At 65.0% G+C, this 19,995-nt stretch carries 19 protein-coding genes, 6 tRNA genes and 1 pseudogene; 11 read left to right on the top strand and 15 right to left on the bottom strand.

What is annotated here, in order from left to right; translation table 11 throughout:
• Positions 1 to 77: 77 nt before the first annotated feature.
• From alaS to QZH66_RS00860, 3 genes are all read left to right on the top strand, one after another.
• Complete coding sequence (alaS, locus tag QZH66_RS00870; protein ID WP_305804049.1) at positions 78 to 2,729, top strand: alanine--tRNA ligase; 2,652 nt, start codon at positions 78 to 80, stop codon at positions 2,727 to 2,729.
• 139 nt (positions 2,730 to 2,868) lie between these two features.
• On the top strand, positions 2,869 to 3,072 hold the full coding sequence (gene csrA, locus QZH66_RS00865) for a carbon storage regulator CsrA (RefSeq protein WP_305804048.1): 204 nt from the start codon (positions 2,869 to 2,871) through the stop codon (positions 3,070 to 3,072).
• Positions 3,073 to 3,147: 75 nt separating this feature from the next.
• Positions 3,148 to 3,240, top strand: a tRNA-Ser gene (locus QZH66_RS00860).
• A 1,004-nt stretch (positions 3,241 to 4,244) separates the two neighbouring features.
• Here QZH66_RS00860 and QZH66_RS00855 read toward each other — a convergent pair.
• From QZH66_RS00855 to QZH66_RS00805, 11 genes and pseudogenes are all read right to left on the bottom strand, one after another.
• Positions 4,245 to 4,321 (bottom strand) — tRNA-Arg (locus QZH66_RS00855).
• A gap of 50 nt (positions 4,322 to 4,371) precedes the next feature.
• A tRNA-Arg gene (locus tag QZH66_RS00850) sits at positions 4,372 to 4,448 on the bottom strand.
• 50 nt (positions 4,449 to 4,498) lie between these two features.
• Positions 4,499 to 4,575, bottom strand: a tRNA-Arg gene (locus QZH66_RS00845).
• A gap of 50 nt (positions 4,576 to 4,625) precedes the next feature.
• Positions 4,626 to 4,702: transfer RNA gene (locus tag QZH66_RS00840), tRNA-Arg, on the bottom strand.
• Between the two features lie 62 nt (positions 4,703 to 4,764).
• Complete coding sequence (locus tag QZH66_RS00835; RefSeq protein ID WP_305804047.1) at positions 4,765 to 5,607, bottom strand: alpha/beta fold hydrolase; 843 nt, start codon at positions 5,605 to 5,607, stop codon at positions 4,765 to 4,767.
• 83 nt (positions 5,608 to 5,690) lie between these two features.
• Positions 5,691 to 5,879, bottom strand: a pseudogene (locus tag QZH66_RS00830) (bifunctional hydroxymethylpyrimidine kinase/phosphomethylpyrimidine kinase); the annotation flags it as partial.
• A gap of 37 nt (positions 5,880 to 5,916) precedes the next feature.
• Positions 5,917 to 6,591, bottom strand: a complete 675-nt coding sequence (locus QZH66_RS00825; RefSeq protein ID WP_305804046.1) for a YoaK family protein — start codon at positions 6,589 to 6,591, stop codon at positions 5,917 to 5,919.
• A gap of 51 nt (positions 6,592 to 6,642) precedes the next feature.
• Entirely contained in the window at positions 6,643 to 7,104 is a 462-nt protein-coding gene (locus QZH66_RS00820) for a hypothetical protein (protein WP_345783817.1), read from the bottom strand.
• 26 nt (positions 7,105 to 7,130) lie between these two features.
• A complete protein-coding gene (locus tag QZH66_RS00815; protein WP_305804045.1) occupies positions 7,131 to 8,531 on the bottom strand; it encodes a PhoH family protein in 1,401 nt (466 codons plus the stop codon).
• Positions 8,532 to 8,612: 81 nt separating this feature from the next.
• Positions 8,613 to 9,092, bottom strand: coding sequence for a peroxiredoxin (locus QZH66_RS00810; protein WP_305804044.1), 480 nt, complete (start codon positions 9,090 to 9,092; stop codon positions 8,613 to 8,615).
• A gap of 77 nt (positions 9,093 to 9,169) precedes the next feature.
• Entirely contained in the window at positions 9,170 to 9,730 is a 561-nt protein-coding gene (locus QZH66_RS00805; RefSeq protein ID WP_305804043.1) for a glycine cleavage system protein R, read from the bottom strand.
• A 160-nt stretch (positions 9,731 to 9,890) separates the two neighbouring features.
• Here QZH66_RS00805 and dapA point away from each other — a divergent pair, with 160 nt between their 5' ends.
• Both dapA and QZH66_RS00795 read left to right on the top strand, forming a co-directional pair.
• Positions 9,891 to 10,784, top strand: coding sequence for a 4-hydroxy-tetrahydrodipicolinate synthase (gene dapA, locus QZH66_RS00800; RefSeq protein ID WP_305804042.1), 894 nt, complete (start codon positions 9,891 to 9,893; stop codon positions 10,782 to 10,784).
• A 30-nt stretch (positions 10,785 to 10,814) separates the two neighbouring features.
• On the top strand, positions 10,815 to 11,330 hold the full coding sequence (locus QZH66_RS00795) for a hypothetical protein (RefSeq protein ID WP_305804041.1): 516 nt from the start codon (positions 10,815 to 10,817) through the stop codon (positions 11,328 to 11,330).
• 73 nt (positions 11,331 to 11,403) lie between these two features.
• Here QZH66_RS00795 and fdxA read toward each other — a convergent pair whose 3' ends face one another.
• Entirely contained in the window at positions 11,404 to 11,727 is a 324-nt protein-coding gene (fdxA, locus tag QZH66_RS00790; RefSeq protein ID WP_305804040.1) for a ferredoxin FdxA, read from the bottom strand.
• Positions 11,728 to 12,061: 334 nt separating this feature from the next.
• Positions 12,062 to 12,136 (bottom strand) — tRNA-Glu (locus tag QZH66_RS00785).
• A gap of 42 nt (positions 12,137 to 12,178) precedes the next feature.
• Here QZH66_RS00785 and pcnB point away from each other — a divergent pair.
• The 6 genes from pcnB to pgi all read left to right on the top strand — a co-directional run bounded on the left by pcnB (position 12,179) and on the right by pgi (position 17,828).
• Positions 12,179 to 13,558: a polynucleotide adenylyltransferase PcnB gene (gene pcnB / locus QZH66_RS00780; protein ID WP_305804039.1), complete on the top strand. Its 1,380-nt coding sequence runs from the start codon at positions 12,179 to 12,181 to the stop codon at positions 13,556 to 13,558.
• A 4-nt stretch (positions 13,559 to 13,562) separates the two neighbouring features.
• Positions 13,563 to 14,051 carry a 2-amino-4-hydroxy-6-hydroxymethyldihydropteridine diphosphokinase gene (gene folK / locus QZH66_RS00775; RefSeq protein ID WP_305804038.1) on the top strand — a complete coding sequence of 163 codons (489 nt, stop codon included), beginning with the start codon at positions 13,563 to 13,565 and terminating at the stop codon, positions 14,049 to 14,051.
• A 31-nt stretch (positions 14,052 to 14,082) separates the two neighbouring features.
• Positions 14,083 to 14,898, top strand: coding sequence for a 3-methyl-2-oxobutanoate hydroxymethyltransferase (gene panB, locus QZH66_RS00770; RefSeq protein WP_305804037.1), 816 nt, complete (start codon positions 14,083 to 14,085; stop codon positions 14,896 to 14,898).
• A complete protein-coding gene (gene panC / locus QZH66_RS00765; protein ID WP_305804036.1) occupies positions 14,895 to 15,737 on the top strand; it encodes a pantoate--beta-alanine ligase in 843 nt (280 codons plus the stop codon). The genes panB and panC overlap by 4 nt, the downstream gene beginning before the upstream one ends.
• Positions 15,738 to 15,915: 178 nt before the next feature.
• Entirely contained in the window at positions 15,916 to 16,296 is a 381-nt protein-coding gene (gene panD / locus QZH66_RS00760; protein WP_305804035.1) for an aspartate 1-decarboxylase, read from the top strand.
• Positions 16,293 to 17,828 carry a glucose-6-phosphate isomerase gene (gene pgi / locus QZH66_RS00755; protein ID WP_305804034.1) on the top strand — a complete coding sequence of 512 codons (1,536 nt, stop codon included), beginning with the start codon at positions 16,293 to 16,295 and terminating at the stop codon, positions 17,826 to 17,828. Before panD ends, pgi begins: the two co-directional genes overlap by 4 nt.
• Positions 17,829 to 18,086: 258 nt before the next feature.
• Here the strand turns inward: pgi and QZH66_RS00750 are convergent, their stop codons facing one another.
• Both QZH66_RS00750 and QZH66_RS00745 read right to left on the bottom strand, forming a co-directional pair.
• Positions 18,087 to 18,659 carry a response regulator transcription factor gene (locus QZH66_RS00750; protein WP_305804033.1) on the bottom strand — a complete coding sequence of 191 codons (573 nt, stop codon included), beginning with the start codon at positions 18,657 to 18,659 and terminating at the stop codon, positions 18,087 to 18,089.
• Positions 18,656 to 19,882, bottom strand: a complete 1,227-nt coding sequence (locus tag QZH66_RS00745) for an ATP-binding protein (protein ID WP_305804032.1) — start codon at positions 19,880 to 19,882, stop codon at positions 18,656 to 18,658. The genes QZH66_RS00750 and QZH66_RS00745 overlap by 4 nt, the downstream gene beginning before the upstream one ends.
• Positions 19,883 to 19,995: the final 113 nt, after the last annotated feature.

Below are 19,995 nucleotides of genomic sequence, written 5' to 3'. Positions count from 1 at the left end.
TGTTTCGGCTGTCCCGAATTGCCAGCGTCCCTCGCGGACGCCCCGGCAGCCGCTCGCCCGCCCAATGCCAGTCCCCCATGAACGCACCCGCCAAACTCACCACCTCCCAGATCCGCAGCGACTTCCTCGAATTCTTCAAGGGCAAGGGCCACACCATCGTGCCGTCCGCGCCGCTGGTGCCGGGCAATGATCCGACCCTGTTGTTCACCAATTCCGGCATGGTGCAGTTCAAGGACGTGTTCCTTGGCGCCGAGAAGCGCAGCTATGTGCGCGCGGCCGACGTCCAGCGCTGCCTGCGGGCCGGTGGCAAGCACAACGACCTGGACCAGGTCGGTTACACCGCGCGCCACCACACCTTCTTCGAAATGCTGGGCAACTGGTCTTTTGGCGATTACTTCAAGAAGGACGCCATTGCCTGGGCTTGGGAGCTGCTGACCCAGGTCTGGAAGCTGCCTGCCGAGCGCCTGCTGGTCACCGTGTACCAGACCGATGACGAAGCCTACGCGCTGTGGCGCGACATGGTCGGCATCCCGGAAGACCGCATCGTGCGCATCGGCGACAACAAGGGGGCGCCGTTCGCCTCGGACAACTTCTGGCAGATGGCCGAGACCGGCCCGTGCGGCCCGTGTACTGAAATCTTCTATGACCATGGCGACCACATCGCCGGCGGTCCCCCGGGGTCTCCGGACGAAGATGGCGATCGCTTCATCGAGATCTGGAACCTGGTGTTCATGCAGTTCGACCGCCAGCCCGACGGCACCCTGGTGCCGCTGCCGGCGCCGTGCGTGGACACTGGCATGGGCCTGGAGCGTCTGGCCGCGATCCTGCAGCACGTCCACACCAATTACGAAATCGACCTGTTCCAGGCGCTGATCCGCAAGGCCAGTGAACTGACCGGCATGGCCGACCTGGAGAACAAGTCGCTGCGCGTGATCGCCGACCATATCCGCGCCTGCTCGTTCCTGATCGTCGATGGCGTGCTGCCGTCCAACGAAGGCCGCGGCTATGTACTGCGCCGGATCATCCGCCGCGCCCTGCGCCATGGCTGGATGCTGGGCGTGCGCCAGCCGTTCTTCAGCAAGCTGGTACCAACCCTGGTCGAGCAGATGGGCGAAGCCTATGCCGAGCTGGCGGCGCAGGCCGATACCGTGGTGCGCGCACTGCAGGCCGAAGAAGAACGTTTTGCGGAAACCCTCGACTCGGGCATGAAGATCTTCGACGACATCGCCGCCAAGGTCAGCGATGGCGTGATCCCGGGCGTGGATGCCTTCCGTCTGTACGACACCTATGGTTTTCCGGTCGACCTGACCGCCGACATCGCCCGCGAGCACGATATGACGGTGGACATGGATGGCTTCAATGCCGCGATGGAGCACCAGCGCGAGACCGCGCGTGCGGCCGGCAAGTTCGGCGCTGGTGTGAGCCTGCCCGCCGATCTGGTCGCCACCCTTTCGCCGACCGTGTTCCTCGGCTACGACCGGCTGCAGGCCGATGGCCTGACTGTGGTCGCGCTGCTCAAGGACGGCCGTCCGGTGGATATCGCCGATGCCGGTGACGAGGTCGTCGTGTTCACCACGCAAACGCCGTTCTATGCCGAATCCGGTGGCCAGGTCGGTGACACCGGCGTGCTGTCAGGGGCGGATCTGCAACTGCAGGTGGGTGACACCCAGAAGTTCGCCGGCCAGTTCCATGGCCACGTCGGCAGGATCACCCAAGGCAGCCTGAGGGTGGGTGACCGCGTGACCGGCCAGGTCGATGGCCTGCGCCGCAACGCCACGATCCTCAACCATTCGGCCACCCATCTGTTGCACGCTGCCTTGCGTGAAGTGCTGGGCACCCATGTGCAGCAGAAGGGCTCGCTGGTCGCGCCAGACCGGCTGCGCTTCGATTTCTCGCACTTCCAGCCGATCACCGCCGAAGAGCTGGCGCTCATCGAGCGCAAGGTCAACGAGCAGATACGCGCCAACAGCGTCGCCGAAGTGCACAACATGGGCATGCAGGAAGCGCTCGATTTCGGCGCGATGGCGCTGTTCGGGGAGAAATACGGTGAGCACGTGCGCGTGTTGAAGATGGGTGAGTACTCGACCGAGCTGTGCGGCGGTACCCATGTCACGCGTACCGGCGACATCGGGCTGTTCAAGATCACCTCCGAAGGCGGCGTGTCCTCGGGCGTGCGCCGCATCGAAGCGGTGACCGGACAGGGGGCGCTGGATTATGTGGCGGCTGAGGAGCAGAGCCTGCGTGATGCGGCCAGCCTGCTCGGTGGCAACGCCAGTGATGTGGTCGACAAGATCCGTCAGCTCGGTGAGCGCCAGAAGAAGCTCGAGCGCGAGCTTGAAGGATTGAAGGCCAAGGTCGCCTCCGGTGCCACGGCAGACCTGGGCGCTGCAGCGGTGGACATCGCCGGTGTGAAAGTGCTGGCGGCGCGGCTGGAAGGTTTCGATGCCAAGGCGTTGCGCGATGCGGTGGACCGGCTGAAACAGCAGCTGGGCAATGCGGTGATCCTGCTGGCCGGTGTGCAGGACGGCAAGGCGGCCTTGGTGGCAGGTGTGAATGGCTCGGCAATGGGCAAGGTCAAGGCCGGGGAACTGTTGGCCCACGTCGCCGGTCTCACCGGGGGCAAAGGAGGAGGGCGTGCGGACCTTGCCCAGGGCGGTGGCGAAGATGGTCCAGCGCTTGTTGCAGCTCTCGAGGAGGTGCCGGAGTGGGTCAAGCCGCACTTGGCCTGAACGTAGTTCCGTCCTAGTCTTGAAGGTCGTTCAGCCCTGACGTTACTATCGGGAGTCTTTTCCCTTTGTCGTGGGGCGCATTGAAACCAGCGCGCCAATGCCGGCGGGAATCCCAGCCGGTTCCATGGAGATTTGCAAAATGTTGATCCTGACTCGCCGAGTAGGCGAAACCCTGATGATCGGAGATTCGGTCAGCGTGACCGTGCTCGGCGTCAAGGGCAACCAGGTGCGTATCGGTATCACCGCTCCGAAGGATGTGGCGGTGCACCGTGAGGAGATTTTCCAGCGCATCCAGCGTGGTGAAGAGCCCGCATCGCCCGGAAATGAAGAAAGTTCGGAATAAGGGTTTACCTGAGGCCCTATTAACCGGTATTCTTCGCGGCCTGCTACAGAACAACGCGGCAGGCAGAAAAATTCTGGAGTGATGCCCGAGTGGCTGAAGGGGCTCCCCTGCTAAGGGAGTATAGGGTTAATAGCTCTATCGAGGGTTCGAATCCCTCTCACTCCGCCAGTTACGAAAAAGCCCCTGTTTCAGGGGCTTTTTTGTTGTCTGGAGTTTTCCCGGGCCGCCATTTTTTCCGATTGCCAGCTCCCGACTTGCCAGACTCTCCGGAAGGGTGGGGCGAAGGTTCTCGATGAATTTGTGATGGCCCAGGCTTGCTGCCTCATCGCCCGGTTGGCGGGTGCACCGAGGCGCCGCGGTCACTGGCGTTCCTGGCGTTGGGTTGCCGGTGTGCTGGAGCGTATCGAGCCGGGCCGGCCGGGAGTTCGTCGATCTGGCCGGCGGCGCTCACAGGCGAGGCTTTTGCCAGTATCGAAAGCGGCGGGTGTGTGGCCGAGGCAATCCGCGATGCGCCCCGCGGTGCTGCTGCCAGCTGGGGACGTCACCGTCGCTCGCCTGGAAAGCGCGATCGCGTTTGCTGCAGGACGTGGCGCTTGTTTCGGCGACTGGGCTGCTTCATCTGTGCTGGCACTCTGCACCAGCCGCAGGACCGGGAGTCGCGGATTCAACGTGCCACTGCGCTCGTTTCTGCGTGGCTCTGGATGTGGTGCGCGGTCGTGCCGGTTGCATCCCTGTGGCCGGGTAAGGCCTCGCTGCGGTCTCGGCTATCGACGTCCCGTCGGTCAGAGGCCGCTGGGCAAGGCGCCGGATCTGCGCATTCTGTAAGTGCCCATGTGGCGTGTACCCGTAACCGTGGCCCTGCAAATCGCTGCGACGCTTCGGCGTAGGTGCTCTGCAGGGCTTGGGAGTTGTTTCTTGTGGTCGCTGTGTTGCGTCCATGTGGCGCCAGCGGTCGCGCAGCTGATCGAGTGCCCGCCAGGCACCAGCCGCAGTGGAGCCGGGCGCAGCGCCAATACGGGCGTCGGCTGTTGCATCGTGCCGGCGTGCACCGGGCGGCGGAGGCGGCAGATGGACTGCAAGTGGATCTCAGCGTCCCGCAGTCAGTGGCCGGGCCGAAGTCTTGTTGCCTGCGCAAAAAAAAACAGCAGCCAAGGGCTGCTGTCTTGATGTAATGGTGCGCCCGGAGAGATTCGAACTCCCGACCGCCTGGTTCGTAGCCAGGTACTCTATCCAACTGAGCTACGGGCGCCTTTACATTATTTGGTTTGAAGCTGCAGAGGTGGACTCTGCTTTCTGACGTGGTGCGCCCGGAGAGATTCGAACTCCCGACCGCCTGGTTCGTAGCCAGGTACTCTATCCAACTGAGCTACGGGCGCCTTTACATTATTTGGTTTGAAGCTGCAGAGGTGGACTCTGCTTTCTGACGTGGTGCGCCCGGAGAGATTCGAACTCCCGACCGCCTGGTTCGTAGCCAGGTACTCTATCCAACTGAGCTACGGGCGCCTTTACATTATTTGGTTTGAAGCTGCAGAGGTGGACTCTGCTTTCTGACGTGGTGCGCCCGGAGAGATTCGAACTCCCGACCGCCTGGTTCGTAGCCAGGTACTCTATCCAACTGAGCTACGGGCGCGTCGTCAGGAGCGGAATTATGCGGATGCGCCGCGCATGCGTCAATCCCTTTGTGAAATTTTCTTAATCATTTCCGTCATACAGCACGTTTACAACGCGTTCTGGTGATTTCATCCATGAAAAATGATCCGCTGGTGCATGCAGCTGCGCTCGGGAAAGCGTTTCAAGTCGATGGGTGGCGGCGGGCATTTTTTCCAGCAGCGCCTGCGTGGAGCTGACCGGTGCCAGCCAGTCGCTGTCGAAGACCACGGCAGTTGCGGGTGCATCCACGCGCCTCAGCGCCTGCTCGAGGTCGACTGCCATTCCTGATGCGGCATAGCGGTTGCTCAGGCCCACGCTGGACCAGTCGCGGATCAGGCTGCGCGCTTCATTGCCGCCGAAGCCGAGCGCGCGGCCGGGCATCACGCCGCGTCGCTGCGCCAGCCAGGGCAGGACGCGATAGGCCAGTGGAAGCAGATAACGGCGGGGTGCGGGAAAGCTGCGCCACCAGGGAGTTCCGCTTGCCACCAGCCACAGGGCGAGCCACTCGCTCTGTGCCAATCCTGCGTGGCAGCACGCCAGTTGCCCGCCCAGGCTATGTCCGCCCAGTATCCGGGGCAGGTCGGGCAGCTGCCGGGCGATCGCCATGGCGCTGGCCGGCAGGTCGTATTGCAGCAGTTCCCGATAGCCCCAGTCCTGCGTACGTGACGGGCGCAGGCTGCTGCTGCCATTGCCGCGCCATTCGTGCAGGAATACGGCGATGCCGCGGGCGGCCAGGGCATCGGCCAACGGCAGGTAGTGACGGGCTGAAACCCCGAGTGCGGGCAACCACAACAGGCTGGCGCGCGGTTGCGCGGGGAGCCGGCTGATCAGCTCGAAGCGGTGTGCGTCGGTGCTGGCAACCTTCAGCGTGCCCTGCCTGATCATGCCGGTCGCGCGGCGCCGAAATGATCCAGCACCACGATGTCGCCGCGCCCGGGCTGATAGCCCGACTGCAGGCCGCGGGTGACCAGGAATTCCAGTGCCGTCGCATGCACTGCGATTACCCCGCGGATATGTTGCGCGGTGAGTGCGGCGATCGCGGAACGGCCATGCACGCGGTGCGCGGCAAAGGTCTTCAGGTTGGCCTGGATGCCGGCGCCGCCGTCCGAATCGGAACCGGCGATGGTCAGTGCGGAAACAGGAATGGAAGTACGCATGCGACGATTGTGCAACGTTTGCCGCGGGCTTGCTGGGTCAGCCGCGCAGGCGCAAGAGCTGCCATTGCCGGTAAAGCATGTAGATCACCCCGGTGGCGCCGGTCACAGCAGCCGGCGCCAGCAGGGCGTCGTAGCCGAAGCGTAAAAACAGCCACGTGCCGATCATGCCGCCGCCCAGGAAACCGCTGATGATCAGGCCGCTCAATGTGAGGCGGCGGATGGGCAACGGCAGGCCGCGCAGCAGGTGGCCCAGGCCGATGCCCAGATCGGTGAACATGCCACTCAGGTGGGTGGTGCGCACGACGGCGCCGCTGAAGGTTGTGGCCATCGCGTTCTGCATGCCGCACGCGCCAGCGCAAGCCAATGCACCCCACACCTGCTGGTGTTTGAAAAGAGGGATGGCGGCCAGCAGCAGCAGCGCTTCGACCACCAGAACCACACCATAGCGGCGGCCGAGTTGCAGCACGCTGTCCTGGATCACCATCCCGCTGAACGTCGCCCCGGCACAGAATGCCAGCAACAGGCTCCACAGCCAGGCCACGCTGCTCCATTGGCCCTGCACGAATGCCATGCCCAGTTCGCTGGTGGTGCCGGTGAGATGGCTGACGGCATGCCGTTCAAAGCCGAGGAAACCGACGACATTGACCATGCCGGCGACACACGACAGCAGAATCGCGCCTATCCATACCCAGCGTGGCAGCTGCATGCCCATGGTGATTGCGGCTTGTGGCCGGGCGGGCAGTGACCCGGCCGGCCGTCACCGTCAGAAGCTCCCGTTTATGGCGATGTCGGAAAACTGCCCGCTCTGCGGATCGAACACGGCCCCCCAGAAGCGCGCGCCGCCGTCGCAGATGCGCACGGCTTCGCGTACCGGGTTGATTGTCGGATGGTCGGGCAAGGTGAACGCGTTGATGTAGATCAGCTGCCGCCCCTGCGATTCGATGCCAACGTACTGCCGGTCGGATTTTTCCGGCTCGGCAATCTGCGGCTGCAACTGTGACAAGCGCATTTCCAGCTGTTCCACCTGGGCGCGGCTGGGCGCCCAGTAGCCGCTGACGCCACCGGCATGCTTGCCGGGGCTGTCACGCGAGCAGGTATCCAGTACTTGGGCGGCGACCAGCGGACGGGTAACCACCCACGACTGCCCGGCCTTGATCGCGGTAGGAACGCTGCCATGGCGAACGTTGGGCGTGCAGGCCGCGAGTGCGGTCAGTGCCGTGAGCATGGCGGCGATTGCGGGAAAGCGATATGTCACAGAACCTCCGAAGCGTAGTCGGCCAGACGCGAGCGCTCCCCGCGGCGCAGGGTGATGTGCGCGCTGTGTGGCCAGTTCTTGAAGCGGTCCACCGCGTAGGTGAGGCCTGAGGTGGTTTCGGTCAGGTAGGGCGTGTCGATCTGCTCGACGTTGCCCAGGCAGACGATCTTGGTGCCGGGGCCGGCACGCGTGATCAGGGTTTTCATCTGCTTCGGCGTCAGGTTCTGCGCCTCGTCCAGAATCAGGTAGCGCGACAGGAACGTGCGTCCGCGCATGAAGTTCAGCGAGCGGATCTTGATGCGGCTGGCCAGCAGGTCGTTGGTGGCCGCGCGGCCCCAGGCCCCGCCATCCTGGTTGTGCGTCAGCACTTCCAGGTTGTCGGTGAGCGCGCCCATCCATGGCGTCATCTTCTCTTCCTCGGTGCCGGGCAGGAAGCCGATGTCCTCGCCGACGCTGACCGTGGCGCGGGTCATGATGATCTCGCGGTAGCGCTGCTGGTCCATCGTCTGCACCAGGCCGGCGGCCAGCGCCAGCAGGGTCTTGCCGGTGCCGGCGGTGCCGAGCAGGGTGACGAAATCGATTTCCGGGTCGAGCAGGGCGTTGAGTGCGAAGTTCTGCTCGCGGTTGCGCGCGGTGATGCCCCACACCGAATGGCTGCCATGGCGCACGTCGTTGATCAGCGACAGGGTGATGCGGCCGTCAGCCTCGACCTTGGAGACACGCATCTCCACCGCGTCTTCGCCGGGCAGGTAGGCGTACTGGTTTGGATACCACTCCTCGTCGGCCGTGGCGCGGATCTCGTAGCGGGTACGGCCCTTGTCGTTCCAGCTGCGCAGATCGTCGGTGTGCTTCTTCCAGAAGTCTTCCGGCAGCTCGGTGGCGCCGGTGTAGAGCAGGTTGAAATCGTTCAGTGCGCGATCGTTCTCGTAGTCTTCCGAGACGATGCCGGCAATGGCGGCCTTGATCCGCAGGTTGATGTCCTTGGAAACGAACACCACTGGCAGATCGGGACTCTGTTCCTTCAGGGCCAGGATGGCGCCAAGGATGGCATTGTCGGGAATGACCGCGCCAAAGCTCTTGCCAGCGTTGAAGTGGCTGGTCTGGAAATGCAGGTTGCCGGCACTCTGCGCGCCGCGCAGCTGCAACTCTTTCGGCCGCAGCAGCGGAATGCCGCTGGCGATGCCCTCGATACCGGCCGCCTCCACCAGTTCGTTGAGGAAGCGGCTGACCTGGCGCGCATTGCGGCTGGCCTCCGAGGTGCCCTTCTTGGCGTAGTCCAGTTCCTCGATCACCTGCATCGGCAGGTACACGTCATGCTCTTCGAACTTGAACAGCGCAGTCGGATCGTGCATCAGCACGTTGGTATCCAGCACGTAGATGCGTTTGCCTCTGGTCATCGTGGATTCCTGGTGGCGGGACAGGGTCGAGCCATCACGCCTGCGGGGCAGGGTGATGGGGCATGCAGGGAACGGGGGTGGTCACCGGGTTTGCGCGGCCTTCAGCGCGTCGAGCACCGCATCGGCGTGGCCGGCCACCTTGACCTTGCGCCACGCCTGCACGATCCGGCTGTCCGGCGCAATCAGGAAGGTGCTGCGTTCAATGCCGCGCACCTGCTTGCCGTACATGTTCTTCATCTTGATCACGTCGAACGCGTTGCACAGCGCTTCGTCGCTGTCGCTGATCAGGGGGAAGTTGAACCCCTGTTTGGCGCAGAAGTTGTCGTGCGATTTCAGCGAGTCGCGGGACACGCCCAGCACTTTGGCGCCGAGCCGGCTGAATTCGGACAGCCGCGCATTGAAATCGATGCCTTCGGTGGTGCAGCCCGGGGTGCTGTCCTTCGGATAGAAGTACAGCACCAGCCAGTGGCCGGCGAGGCCGCCCAAGGTGGTGTGGGCGCCGCCGGAAAGTGCCAGCGGCAGGCTGAGGGTGCTGTGGTCCAGGGTGTCGCCGATGTTCATCAGATCCTTCCGGAGCCTGGGGTGGTTCCATTGCAGGCACATGAAACGCCGCGTGCCGGTGACGGGCACGCGAACACTCAGAACTTCATCGGGTCCATGATCGCGTCCAGGTTGAGATGGTCGCAGAACTCGAGGAAATCGTCGCGCAAGGCGGCGATGTGCATGTTGTCGGGCACGCCGATGGTGATCTGCGCGGAAAACATTTCCGCACCCGTCTGCATCGCCTGGTAACGGGTGCTCTGCAGGTTTTCGATGGTGATGCCCTGGCGGTCGAAGAAATCGGCCAGCTGGAACAGGATGCCCGGCTTGTCGGCGGCGATGACTTCCACGATATAGGGCAGCAGGTTGGACTGCGCCTGCTTGGCCTCGGTGCGATACCACACCAGCTTCAGCCCTTCCTCGCGTTCGAGACGGGTCAGCATCGCTTCGAGCTTGGCGACCGAATCCCAGGAGCCGGTGGCCAGTGTGGTCACCGACACATCGCGGCCCACGGTGGACAGTCGCGCGTCGACCAGGTTGCAGCCGCTGTCGGCAATGCGGCGGGTGACGGACAGCAGTGGAGACTCCGGATGCGTCGTATAGGCGTTGATCAGGAGGTGGTTTTCAGTCGGCAACGGACGGGGAGTGGGGTCGGTCAAGGCGATTCCGGTAGTACGGGTGAGTCTGAACGGCGCCCGCGAAGGCCCGTTTGCCAGTGTCCAGCATACTTGCCCGTGCTTTCGACCCGCAAGTAACATGCTTCAGTTCACGAACCTGCCTGCTGGCGGGCCTCTTTACCCCACGAAGAGCAACGGTTCCTTGTCCCTTTCCGGCATCATTACCGCGCTGGCGACGCCTTTCCAGGCCGACGGCGCACTCGACCCCGATGGCTGGCAGCGGTTGCTGCAAATGCAGCTGGCGGGCGGCGTGCATGGCGTTGTGGTGGCCGGTTCCACCGGTGAAGCGGCCATGCTGTCCGACGACGAATACGAGGCCCTGCTGCGCAGTGCCGTCGCCTTTGTCGCCGGCCGGGTGCCGGTGCTGGCCGGTACCGGTCTTTCGGGAACCGCCAAAACCATCGAGATGACCCGGCGTGCCGCACACAATGGCGCCACCCATGCGCTGGTGGTCACGCCACCGTATGTGCGTCCGACCCAGGCCGGGTTGCTTGCACATTATCTGGCGGTTGCCGAGAACGGTGGCCTGCCGGTGGTGCTGTACAACGTGCCCGGACGCACCGGTTGCGATCTGCTGCCGGAAACGGTGGCGCAGCTGGCGCAGCACCCGAATATCGTCGGTATCAAGGAGGCGGTGGGCGAGGTGGGTCGCGTCAAGGCGTTGCTGGCGCTGCGCAGCGACAGCTTCGCCATCCTCAGTGGCGACGACGGCAGTGCCTCGCGTTCGATGCTGGCCGGTGCTGATGGTCTGGTGTCGGTGGGGTCCAATGCGCTGCCGGCGTCCTATCGGCAGATGTGCGATCTGGCACGTGCCGGTGAGCGCGCCGCCGCCGAAGCCTGGGATGCGCGTCTGCAGCCGTACCATGAATTCTGTGGCATCGAATCCAACCCCATTCCGGTCAAGGCACTGCTGCAACGCGCCGGTATCGGCCACGGACTGCGCTTGCCGCTGCTGCCGTTGTCGCCCGCGCACCATGCCACCGCCGACCACCTTGCTGCCGACGTTCGCGCGTTGGAAGAGCTATCCAGCCGCTGACCATCAGTGGCCTGACCCAGGAGATTCACCATGCGTCACTCCGTTTCCCTCGTTCGCGCGCTGTCTCTGGCTTTGTTGGCCACCGTTACCGTGGCCGCCACCACCGGCTGCTTCAGGAAGGGCGCGCGCGGCGATTACGCCTTGCCGGCGGAAACCCGCCCGCTGGAAGTCCCGCCGGACCTGACCCTGCCCAATACCGCTGGCGCGGCCCAGGTGCCGGCACTGGCCTCGACAGCGGCGCGCCCCACCCCGGTTGCCGGCCAGGCTGAAGCCGGCCACAGCGGCTTCACCGTCAGCGGTACCCGTGACGAGGCGTTCGGCAAGGTGGGCGATGCATTGGCCGCCATCGAGGGTGTGACTATCGCCAGCCGTGCGCAGCTGCTGGGTTCGTATGACGTCGCCTACGAAGGCAGCAACTTCCTGGTGCGCGTGGTCGCAGTGGACGCCGGCGCCTATGTGTCGGCGGTGGATCCGCGCGGCCTGCCGGCGACCGATCCGGCCGCGGTCAAACTGGTGGCTGAGCTTAAGACCCGCATGGGCGGCTGATCCGGCTCTGGTCGGATGGCAGAACGGGCGCCGCGGCGCCCGTTTCTGTCTGTGTGGTGTCCCGGTGAGCGGCTCAGCGTTCCAGCAGCTTCAGTTTGTCCGGTTTGCCATTCCACTCCTCCGCATCGGCGGGCGGGTCCTTGCGGATGGTCAGTACCGGCCAGGCCTTGGCCAGTTCGGCATTCAACGCGACAAATCCCTCCTGGCCGGCGGGAACATCGTCTTCCGGGTAGATGGCGTTGACCGGACATTCCGGCTCGCAGAGGGTGCAATCGATGCACTCGTCCGGGTCGATGACCAGAAAGTTGGGGCCTTCATGGAAGCAGTCCACAGGACAGACTTCCACGCAATCGGTGTGTTTGCACTTGATGCAGTTTTCGGTAACGACGAAGGGCATGGCAGGATCCGGCTTTAACCATGCCAATTCTAGAGCAGGATGCTGCCCTGGGTTCGGATCGTTCTCATTTGCCTGTGAGGTGGGACGGGGTGCCGCAGCGCACCGGGCCGCAGGTTTCCGTGGCGCATGTGCCGGAGCGGTGAAGTGCGGGCCCAAGGTGGATTGCAGCGCCGCGGCCCGGGCAGGCAGGCATCACCGGCCCGCTTCCGTGGATACCGCCGCTCCCCCGGCGGGGGTATGCCCGCAATGGAAAATGCGGGGTGCCCGCAGGACCCGGGCGGGCGGAAAACAAAAAGCCCCGCATGGCGGGGCTTTTATGTAGCGCTGACGGAGTTGGTGCTCCCTAGGGGACTCGAACCCCTGTTTTAGCCTTGAGAGGGCCACGTCCTAACCTCTAGACGAAGGGAGCATTTTGTCGCGTCCGGCGCAGCGCGCTAGTATATTGACCTGGATGCCATTGGGCAATCCCAAAACCTCAACCGGAAGCGCCAACATCAATTCCCCAGTTACAACGCCGTTCTCCCTGCGGACCATTCCGCGCGATCAGCACACCATCTCCCGCAAGGACATCAGCCCCAACGCGCTGCGCGTGCTGTACCGCTTGCGCGATGCCGGGTTCGGCGCCTACCTGGTGGGTGGCGCGGTGCGGGACCTGCTGGTAGCTGGACGCCCCAAGGATTTCGACGTGGCCACCAGCGCCACGCCGGAAGAGGTCAAGCATCTTTTCCGCAATTGCCGGCTGATCGGCCGCCGGTTTCGCCTGGCGCATGTGGTGTTCGGCCGCGAGATCATCGAGGTCGCCACCTTCCGCGCCAACAGTGACGATGGCAGCGGTGATCGCGAGATGGAAAACGGCATGCTGGTGCGGGACAACGTCTACGGCAGCATCGAAGACGATGCCGTGCGTCGCGACTTCACCTGCAACGCGTTGTACTACGCCATTGAAGACTTCTCGGTGCGGGATTATGTCGGTGGCTTCGAGGACGTGCAGGCGCGGCTGATGAAGCTGATAGGCGATCCCGAGCAGCGTTATCAGGAAGATCCGGTGCGCATGCTGCGCGCAGTGCGGCTGGCGGCAAAGCTCGACTTCGAGATCGAGGCGGCCACCGCCGCGCCGATTCCGCGGCTGGCAGGATTGCTCGCCGATTCCGCCCCGGCACGGCTGTTTGAGGAAGTGCTCAAGCTGTTCCTGTCCGGGCATGCTGTGGCCAGCTTCGAAGGGCTGGAACGGTATGGCCTGCTGGCGGTGCTGTTCCCGGAAACTGCGGCGGCGCTGAAGAGCAATCGCAGTGGCGCGCTGCGGCGGATGCTGATCGAAGGCCTGCGCAATACCGATACGCGGGTCGCCAACGACGAGCCAGTGTCGCCGGCGTTCCTGTTCGCGCTGTTGTTGTGGCCGGCGTTCTGCCGCTCGATGATCCTGCTGCAGAAGCAGGGACTGGCTCCCGAAGAAGCCCAGCGCCGCGCCGCGGACCGGGTGACCCTGCACCAGCTCACCACCATCGCGTTGCCGCGGCGTTTTTCGTTGCCAATGCAGGAAATCTGGCTGTTGCAGTCGCGTTTCAGTTCGCGCCAGCGCAAGCGGGTGATCCGCACCCTGAGCCATCCGCGCTTCCGCGCCGCGTTCGACTTCCTTGTGCTGCGGCAAACCGCTTCCAGCGAGCATGCCGACGACATCGCGTTCTGGCAGTTGACCCAGCAACAATCCGTACATGAGTTCGACCCGTCAGCGGATGTCTCCCTCATCGATGAGGGGGGTGAAGGTGATGCTCCACGTCGTCGTCGCCGGCGTCGACGCACCAGTAGCGGTGGTGTGGCGTCGGGCGAGTAAGGGCATGGTGAGGGCGAGTATCGGTCTGGGCGCCAACCTCGGTGACGCCGAAGCCGCGGTGCGCGCGGCGATGGTCGCGCTGGACCGGCTGCCTGCCACCCGTGTGGTCGCCTGTTCGCGGCTGTTCCGCACGCCGGCATGGGGCAATGAGGCGCAGCCGCCTTTCATCAATGCCGCGGCGGTGGTTGATACCGGTCTTTCCGCACCGGAGCTGCTGCAGGCGTTGTTGCAGACGGAGCGCGCGTTTGGTCGCATCCGCCTGCCGGGTGAGCGCTGGGGGCCGCGTACGCTGGATCTGGATCTGCTGTTGTACGGCGAGCAGGTCATTGCTCTGCCGCACTTGCAGGTGCCACATCCCTATCTGCATGAGCGTGCTTTCGCGCTGTTGCCCTTGGCCGATATCGCTCCTGACGCGGTCATCCCGGGCCGTGGCACGGTGCGCAGTGCCCTGGATGATCTGAAAACCTGCGGTATCGCCCCGATAGGGGGATAATGCACGGCTCATCGCCATCCGTTATCAATTCATGAGCTCCCACGCAGACAGCAAGCCCTGGACCGTTCCCGCGCTGGCCGAGGCCAAGCGCAATGGCCAGAAGCTGGTGATGTTGACCGCCTACGATGCCGGTTTCGCCCGCACCTTCGATGCCAATGGTGTCGACCTGATCCTGGTTGGCGATTCGCTGGGCATGGTGGTGCAGGGTCACGATTCGACCTTGCCGGTCACGGTGGACGACATCGCCTATCACACCGCGGCCGTGGCCAAGGTGCTGCAGCGCGCACTGCTGGTCGCCGACCTGCCGTTTGGTGCCGACGCCACCCCGGAAAGAGCATTTGAGGCATCGCTGCGCTTTCTGCAGGCCGGCGCGGAGATGGTCAAGATCGAGGGCGCAGGCTTCAAGCTGGACATCATCCGGTACCTGGTGGAGCGCGAAATCCCGGTGTGTTCGCATCTGGGGCTGACGCCGCAATCGGTGCTGCGCCTGGGCGGTTACCGGGTGCAGGGCCGCGGCGATGCCGCCCGGCAGCTGCGCGATGATGCCGCCGCCGTGGTCCAGGCCGGTGCCAGCATGATCGTGCTGGAATGCCTGCCGACCCCGCTCGCCGCACTGGTCACGGCCGAAGTGCCGGTGCCGACCATCGGCATCGGTGCCGGTGCGCAGTGCGATGGCCAGGTATTGGTGATGCATGACATGCTGGGTCTGGACAGCGGCCATCGCCGTCCCAAGTTCGTCAAGGATTTCCTTGCCGAAGGCGGCTCGGTTGCCGGTGCCACCCGGGCCTTCGCCGACGCCGTGCGCGCCGGAACCTTTCCCGACGCAGAACATGCCTACGCCTCATGATTGAAACCGTTACCGAACTTTCCCGGCTGCGCGACATCGTCACCGGCTGGAAGCGCGCCGGCCTGCGCGTGGCACTGGTCCCGACCATGGGCAACCTGCATGCCGGCCACTATTCGCTGGTCAAGCTGGCGCGGCAGCATGCCGATCGCGTGGTTTCCAGCGTGTTTGTCAATCCGACCCAGTTCGGCCCGAACGAGGACTTCACCCGCTATCCGCGTACGCCCGAGGCCGATACCACCGGGCTGGAGCAGGCTGGATGTGATGTGCTGTGGCTGCCCACGGTCGAATCGATGTACCCGTTTGGCGTGGAGCTGGCTGCCAATGTGCATGTGCCGGGCATCAGCAGCCTGCTCGAAGGCGCGCATCGGCCGGGCCACTTCGATGGCGTATGCACGGTGGTGTCGCGGCTGTTCAACCAGGTGCAGCCGGATGTGGCCGCGTTCGGGCGCAAGGACTACCAGCAGCTGGCGGTGATCCGGCAGATGGTGGCCGACCTGGCGTTCCCGATCCAGATCATCGGCGGCGATATCGTGCGCGAGGACGACGGGTTGGCGATGAGTTCGCGCAACCAGTATCTGACGGCCGACACGCGTCCGAAATCCACCGCGATCCGGCGCGTGCTGGTGGCGATGCGGGATGCCAGCCGGTCCGGTGCGCCACGGCCGCAAATCGAGGCCAATGCGGTTGCCCGGCTCCAGGCCGAAGGTTTCGAGGTGGACTATGCGGTGGTGCGGCGGCCGGATCTGAGTGAGCCCGATGAGCACAGCACCGGTGAACGTGTGGCCCTGATCGCCGCCCGGCTGGGTACCACCCGGTTGATCGACAACATCGAGTTCTGATGGCCGCAGGACAGTCGCTGTCCAGCATGGCCCTCGGGTGGGACCGCAAATGGCGCCGTGGTGGCGCCATTTGCATGCCGGGAAGTGCAGGCCAGATGCACCACCGGTGGCAGTTCTGGCAGGGGCGACAGCGGTGCTAGACTGCGCGCCTTCCCCTGCCGGCAGTTCCGCGATTCCCATGCAGCTTTCCTTGCTTAAAACCAAAATCCACCGCGCCACCGTCACCCATTCCGAACTGAACTACGAAGGTTCCATCGCGATCGACGACGATCTGCTGGCCGCCACCGGCATCCGTGAGTTCGAGCAGGTGCATATCTGGGACGTCACCAATGGGGCGCGTTTCTCCACCTATGCGATCCGCGCCGAAGCCGGCAGCGGCGTTGTGTCGCTGAATGGCGGCGCTGCACGCCATGTGCAGGTGGGTGACATCATCATCATTGCCGCTTTCGCCAGCATGAGCGAAGCTGAGGCCGATGCGTTCCGTCCCAAGCTGGTCTATGTGGATGGCAACAACCGCATCACCCACACCAACGATACGATTCCCACGCAGGCCGCATGATCAAAAACACCGGATTCGACGCGCTGCACTCGCATGCCCAACGTTTGCGCGGTACGGGCATCTCCTCGCTGTTGGCTTCCGAGCCGGACCGTGCGGTGGCGCTGGCGGTGCGCGTCGGCCCGTTGTACTGCAACTTTGCGCGGCAGAAGTACGATCGCGCGGCATTGGATGCGCTGTTGCAGCTGGCCGCCGAGCGCGATGTCGCCGGCGGTTTCCAGCGACTGTTCCGTGGCGAGAAGGTCAATGTGACCGAAGACCGTGCCGCGCTGCACACCGCCTTGCGGGGCGACAGCTGTGACGCGCCGGCCGCGCGCGCGGCCTATGCCGAGGCGGCGCGGGTGCGCCAGCAGATGGGCGAACTGGTCCGCGCGCTGGAAAGCACCCGCGTCACCGATATCGTCAGCGTCGGCATCGGCGGCTCCGATCTCGGCCCGCGACTGGTGGCCGATGCGCTGCGTCCGGTGACCGGCGCGCGGTTCCGGGTGCACTTCGTCTCCAACGTCGATGGCGCGGCGATGCAACGCACGCTCGCCACGCTGGATCCGGCCACTACCGCCGGCATCGTGATTTCAAAAACCTTTGGCACCCAGGAAACCCTGCTCAACGGGCAGATCCTGCATGACTGGCTGGGTGGCAGCGAACGTCTGTACGCGGTCAGCGCCAACCCGGGGCGTGCGGCCAAGGCGTTCGCGATCGCACCGGAGCACGTGTTGCCGATGTGGGACTGGGTCGGCGGTCGCTACTCGTTGTGGTCCGCGGTGGGGTTCCCGATTGCGCTGGCCATCGGTTTCGAGTGCTTCGAGCAGTTGCTGGCCGGTGCCGCGCAGATGGACGAGCATGCGCTGAACGCACCGCTCGCGCAGAACCTGCCGGTGCTGCATGCACTAACCGATATCTGGAATCGCAACCTGCTCGGGTACGCCACGCAGGCGGTGATGACCTATGACCAGCGTCTGGCGTTGCTGCCGGCCTATCTGCAGCAGCTGCTGATGGAGAGTCTGGGCAAACGCGTGCAGCTCGATGGCAGCCCGGTGGCCTGCGACACCGTGCCGGTATGGTGGGGCGGGGCGGGCACCGATGTGCAGCACAGTTTCTTCCAGGCGCTGCACCAGGGCACCAGCGTGGTTCCGGCCGATTTCATCGGTTGCGTCCACAACGATGATCCCTACGTGCTCAACCACCAGGCGCTGATGGCCAACCTGCTGGCGCAGACCGAGGCGCTGGCCAACGGCCAGGGCAGTGACGATCCGCATCGCGATTACCCGGGCGGCCGCCCGAGCACGCTGATCCTGCTCGATGCACTGACTCCGCACGCGCTGGGCGCGCTGATCGCGATGTACGAACACGCCGTGTACGTGCAGTCGCTGATCTGGAACATCAACGCCTTCGACCAGTTCGGCGTGGAGCTGGGCAAGCACCTGGCCAGCCAGTTGCTGCCGGCGCTGCAGGGACAGGCCGCCGCGGTCACGGACCCGGTGACGCGCGAGTTGCTGGCACAGCTCACGCGCCAACGCGCGCCTGAAGTGCGGTGATCGGCGCCTGGCACCTCCGCCAGTCCTCTCTGTAGCGCGCATCCACCCCATCGCGGCGGATGCCGGCGGAGCGCGAAGCAGCTGAGCGAAGTCCGAATGACCCACTGTGCGGCCCCTCGGAGCCCTTGGGCGGAACAGCTCCCCTTGTAGACCAGGCGGGCAGCGGCGCCGCCAGGCGGCGCGGAATCCCGGTGATGGTGGGCGCCCGCAGGGATCGCCCGGCAAATCAGGGGCTGATACGCGAATGCGTGGAGGCGATCACGCGCCGGGGCTGGGGCGCTTGGCCAGTTTGCGCTGCAGTGAGCGCCGGTGCATGCCGAGCAGGCGCGCGGCCGCCGACACATTGCCGCCGGTTTCGTGCATCGCCTGCTGGATGTGCTCCCACTGCAGGCGGCTGATCGGGGTCATCGCATCGGGCGGTTCGAGTTCGCCGTCATCAGCCGGGCCGTCGTCATCCTCGCCCAGCGCGCGCAGGATCATCTGTACCGTGGCCGGCTTGGGCAGGTAGTCGTCGGCGCCCAGCTTGATCGCCTCCACCGCGGTGGCGATGCTGGCATAGCCGGTCACCAGCAGGATGCGCATATCCTCGCGCAGCGCGCGCAGCGGCTGGATCAGGGTCAGGCCGGATTCGGCGCCCAGTTTGAGGTCGATCAACGCGAACGCGGGCGGTTGTTGCCGGGCCAGCAGCAACGCCGAGGGGGTGTCGCTGGCGGTAACGGTTTCCAGGCCCTGGCGGGCGAGGCTGCGCTGCAGGGTACGCAGGTAGAGCTGGTCGTCGTCGACCAGCAGGCCATGCGTTGCCGGGTTGGCAGCGGGGACGAAGGAGGTCATGCGGCAGTCTCTCGAGGGAACAGGGGCAGGCGGAAGCCGACGCGGGTGCCGGCGCCGTTGGCCGGGCGCATCCACAGCTCGCCTTCCAGGCGCTCAATCGTAGCGTGGGACAGGGCCAGGCCCACGCCCAGGCCGTCGGTTTTTCCGCTGTTGAACAATGTCCCGGGCAGCACCGCCTGGCGCGCGTCGAAGCCGTGGCCGTAGTCGCGCACTTCGCCGACCAGGTGGTCGCCTTCGATGCGCAGTGACAGGTCGACCTGTGGCCGCCCGGCCTTCTCGCCGGCATCGGCGGCATTGTTCAGCAGCACCATCAACAGGTGGCCGATGCCCGGGTCCAGGGGCAGCTGCAGCGGCGCATCGTCATTGCGCTTGAGGGCAATGGTGGGGCGCACCAGGCGCCATTGCTCCAGCACCTGCGGCAACGTCACCGGCTCGCGTCCGGGCACATTGCCGGCCGCCGGTTTGGCCAGCGCCAGCACCCGCTCGCGGCATTGCACCAGCAGCTCGCGCAGTGTTTCCACGTCGTCACGCACTTCACTGCTTTCGCTCTGTTCGGCAATGTCGTCGGTCAGCAGGGTCATCGTCGCCAGCGGCGTGTTCAATTCATGCGCGACCGACGCGGCGTGGGTCGCCAGCGCGACAATGCCTTCATTGCGGGCAAAGCGCTCGCGCAGCAAGGCGAGTTCACGCTCGCGTTCGCGCAACGCAAGCGCAAGGCGGGTGGAGAAGACCAGCACCACCGCGCTGGAAATCAGGAAGCTGGCAGCCGTTCCCCACAGATGCAGCGCCATCACGTCGAAGCGTCCGCCCTGCAGCGGCATGCCGAAGATCGCGCTGAGTGCATAGCCGCCCACGCAGGCCGCCGCCACCGCCAGTGTCCAGCGCAGCGGCAGGGCCAGCGCCGCCAGCGCGATCAGGATCAGGAACAGCGAGCCGAACGGATTGGCGATGCCGCCGCTCCAGCCGATCATCCAGGTCAGCACGGTCACATCGACCAGGATATGGCCGAAGGCGGTCACAGGCGCGGGGTCGGCGTCGTGTACCCGCAGCTGCACATACAGGTTGAACAGCGCCAGCACCGCCACGCCGGCCCACAATGGCTGCTGGGGCAGTTCCAGCCGCAACAGCCAGGTGGCTACCAGGATGGTGGCCGCCTGTCCGGCTGTGGCCAGCCAGCGCAGGCTGCACAGGGTGCGCAGGAATGAGGTGTCGTGGGTTTGCATGGTGTGAATCGTATGCGTTCGCCGATGCCAGTGCCTGCAACCATCCGCTACAGGGCCGGGTATCAGCGTGGGCGATTCATGGCCGGGCAGGCACGGGCCGCGCTAAAATGGCG

Source organism: Stenotrophomonas sp. YIM B06876 (assembly GCF_030711595.1).
In the GTDB taxonomy this organism is placed as follows: Bacteria; Pseudomonadota; Gammaproteobacteria; order Xanthomonadales; family Xanthomonadaceae; genus Stenotrophomonas.
This window is presented reverse-complemented; position numbering and strand designations above follow the sequence as displayed.

Bases quoted from the DNA above. Each gene is read 5' to 3' on its own strand.
- alaS (WP_305804049.1), top strand. From the start codon at position 78: ATGAACGCACCCGCCAAACTCACCACCTCCCAGATCCGCAGCGACTTC.
- csrA (WP_305804048.1), top strand. From the start codon at position 2,869: ATGTTGATCCTGACTCGCCGAGTAGGCGAAACCCTGATGATCGGAGAT.
- QZH66_RS00835 (WP_305804047.1), bottom strand. From the start codon at position 5,607: ATGATCAGGCAGGGCACGCTGAAGGTTGCCAGCACCGACGCACACCGC.
- QZH66_RS00825 (WP_305804046.1), bottom strand. From the start codon at position 6,591: ATGGGCATGCAGCTGCCACGCTGGGTATGGATAGGCGCGATTCTGCTG.
- QZH66_RS00820 (WP_345783817.1), bottom strand. From the start codon at position 7,104: ATGCTCACGGCACTGACCGCACTCGCGGCCTGCACGCCCAACGTTCGC.
- QZH66_RS00815 (WP_305804045.1), bottom strand. From the start codon at position 8,531: ATGACCAGAGGCAAACGCATCTACGTGCTGGATACCAACGTGCTGATG.
- QZH66_RS00810 (WP_305804044.1), bottom strand. From the start codon at position 9,092: ATGAACATCGGCGACACCCTGGACCACAGCACCCTCAGCCTGCCGCTG.
- QZH66_RS00795 (WP_305804041.1), top strand. From the start codon at position 10,815: ATGCGTCACTCCGTTTCCCTCGTTCGCGCGCTGTCTCTGGCTTTGTTG.
- fdxA (WP_305804040.1), bottom strand. From the start codon at position 11,727: ATGCCCTTCGTCGTTACCGAAAACTGCATCAAGTGCAAACACACCGAT.
- pcnB (WP_305804039.1), top strand. From the start codon at position 12,179: ATGCCATTGGGCAATCCCAAAACCTCAACCGGAAGCGCCAACATCAAT.
- folK (WP_305804038.1), top strand. From the start codon at position 13,563: ATGGTGAGGGCGAGTATCGGTCTGGGCGCCAACCTCGGTGACGCCGAA.
- panB (WP_305804037.1), top strand. From the start codon at position 14,083: ATGAGCTCCCACGCAGACAGCAAGCCCTGGACCGTTCCCGCGCTGGCC.
- panC (WP_305804036.1), top strand. From the start codon at position 14,895: ATGATTGAAACCGTTACCGAACTTTCCCGGCTGCGCGACATCGTCACC.
- panD (WP_305804035.1), top strand. From the start codon at position 15,916: ATGCAGCTTTCCTTGCTTAAAACCAAAATCCACCGCGCCACCGTCACC.
- pgi (WP_305804034.1), top strand. From the start codon at position 16,293: ATGATCAAAAACACCGGATTCGACGCGCTGCACTCGCATGCCCAACGT.
- QZH66_RS00750 (WP_305804033.1), bottom strand. From the start codon at position 18,659: ATGACCTCCTTCGTCCCCGCTGCCAACCCGGCAACGCATGGCCTGCTG.
- QZH66_RS00745 (WP_305804032.1), bottom strand. From the start codon at position 19,882: ATGCAAACCCACGACACCTCATTCCTGCGCACCCTGTGCAGCCTGCGC.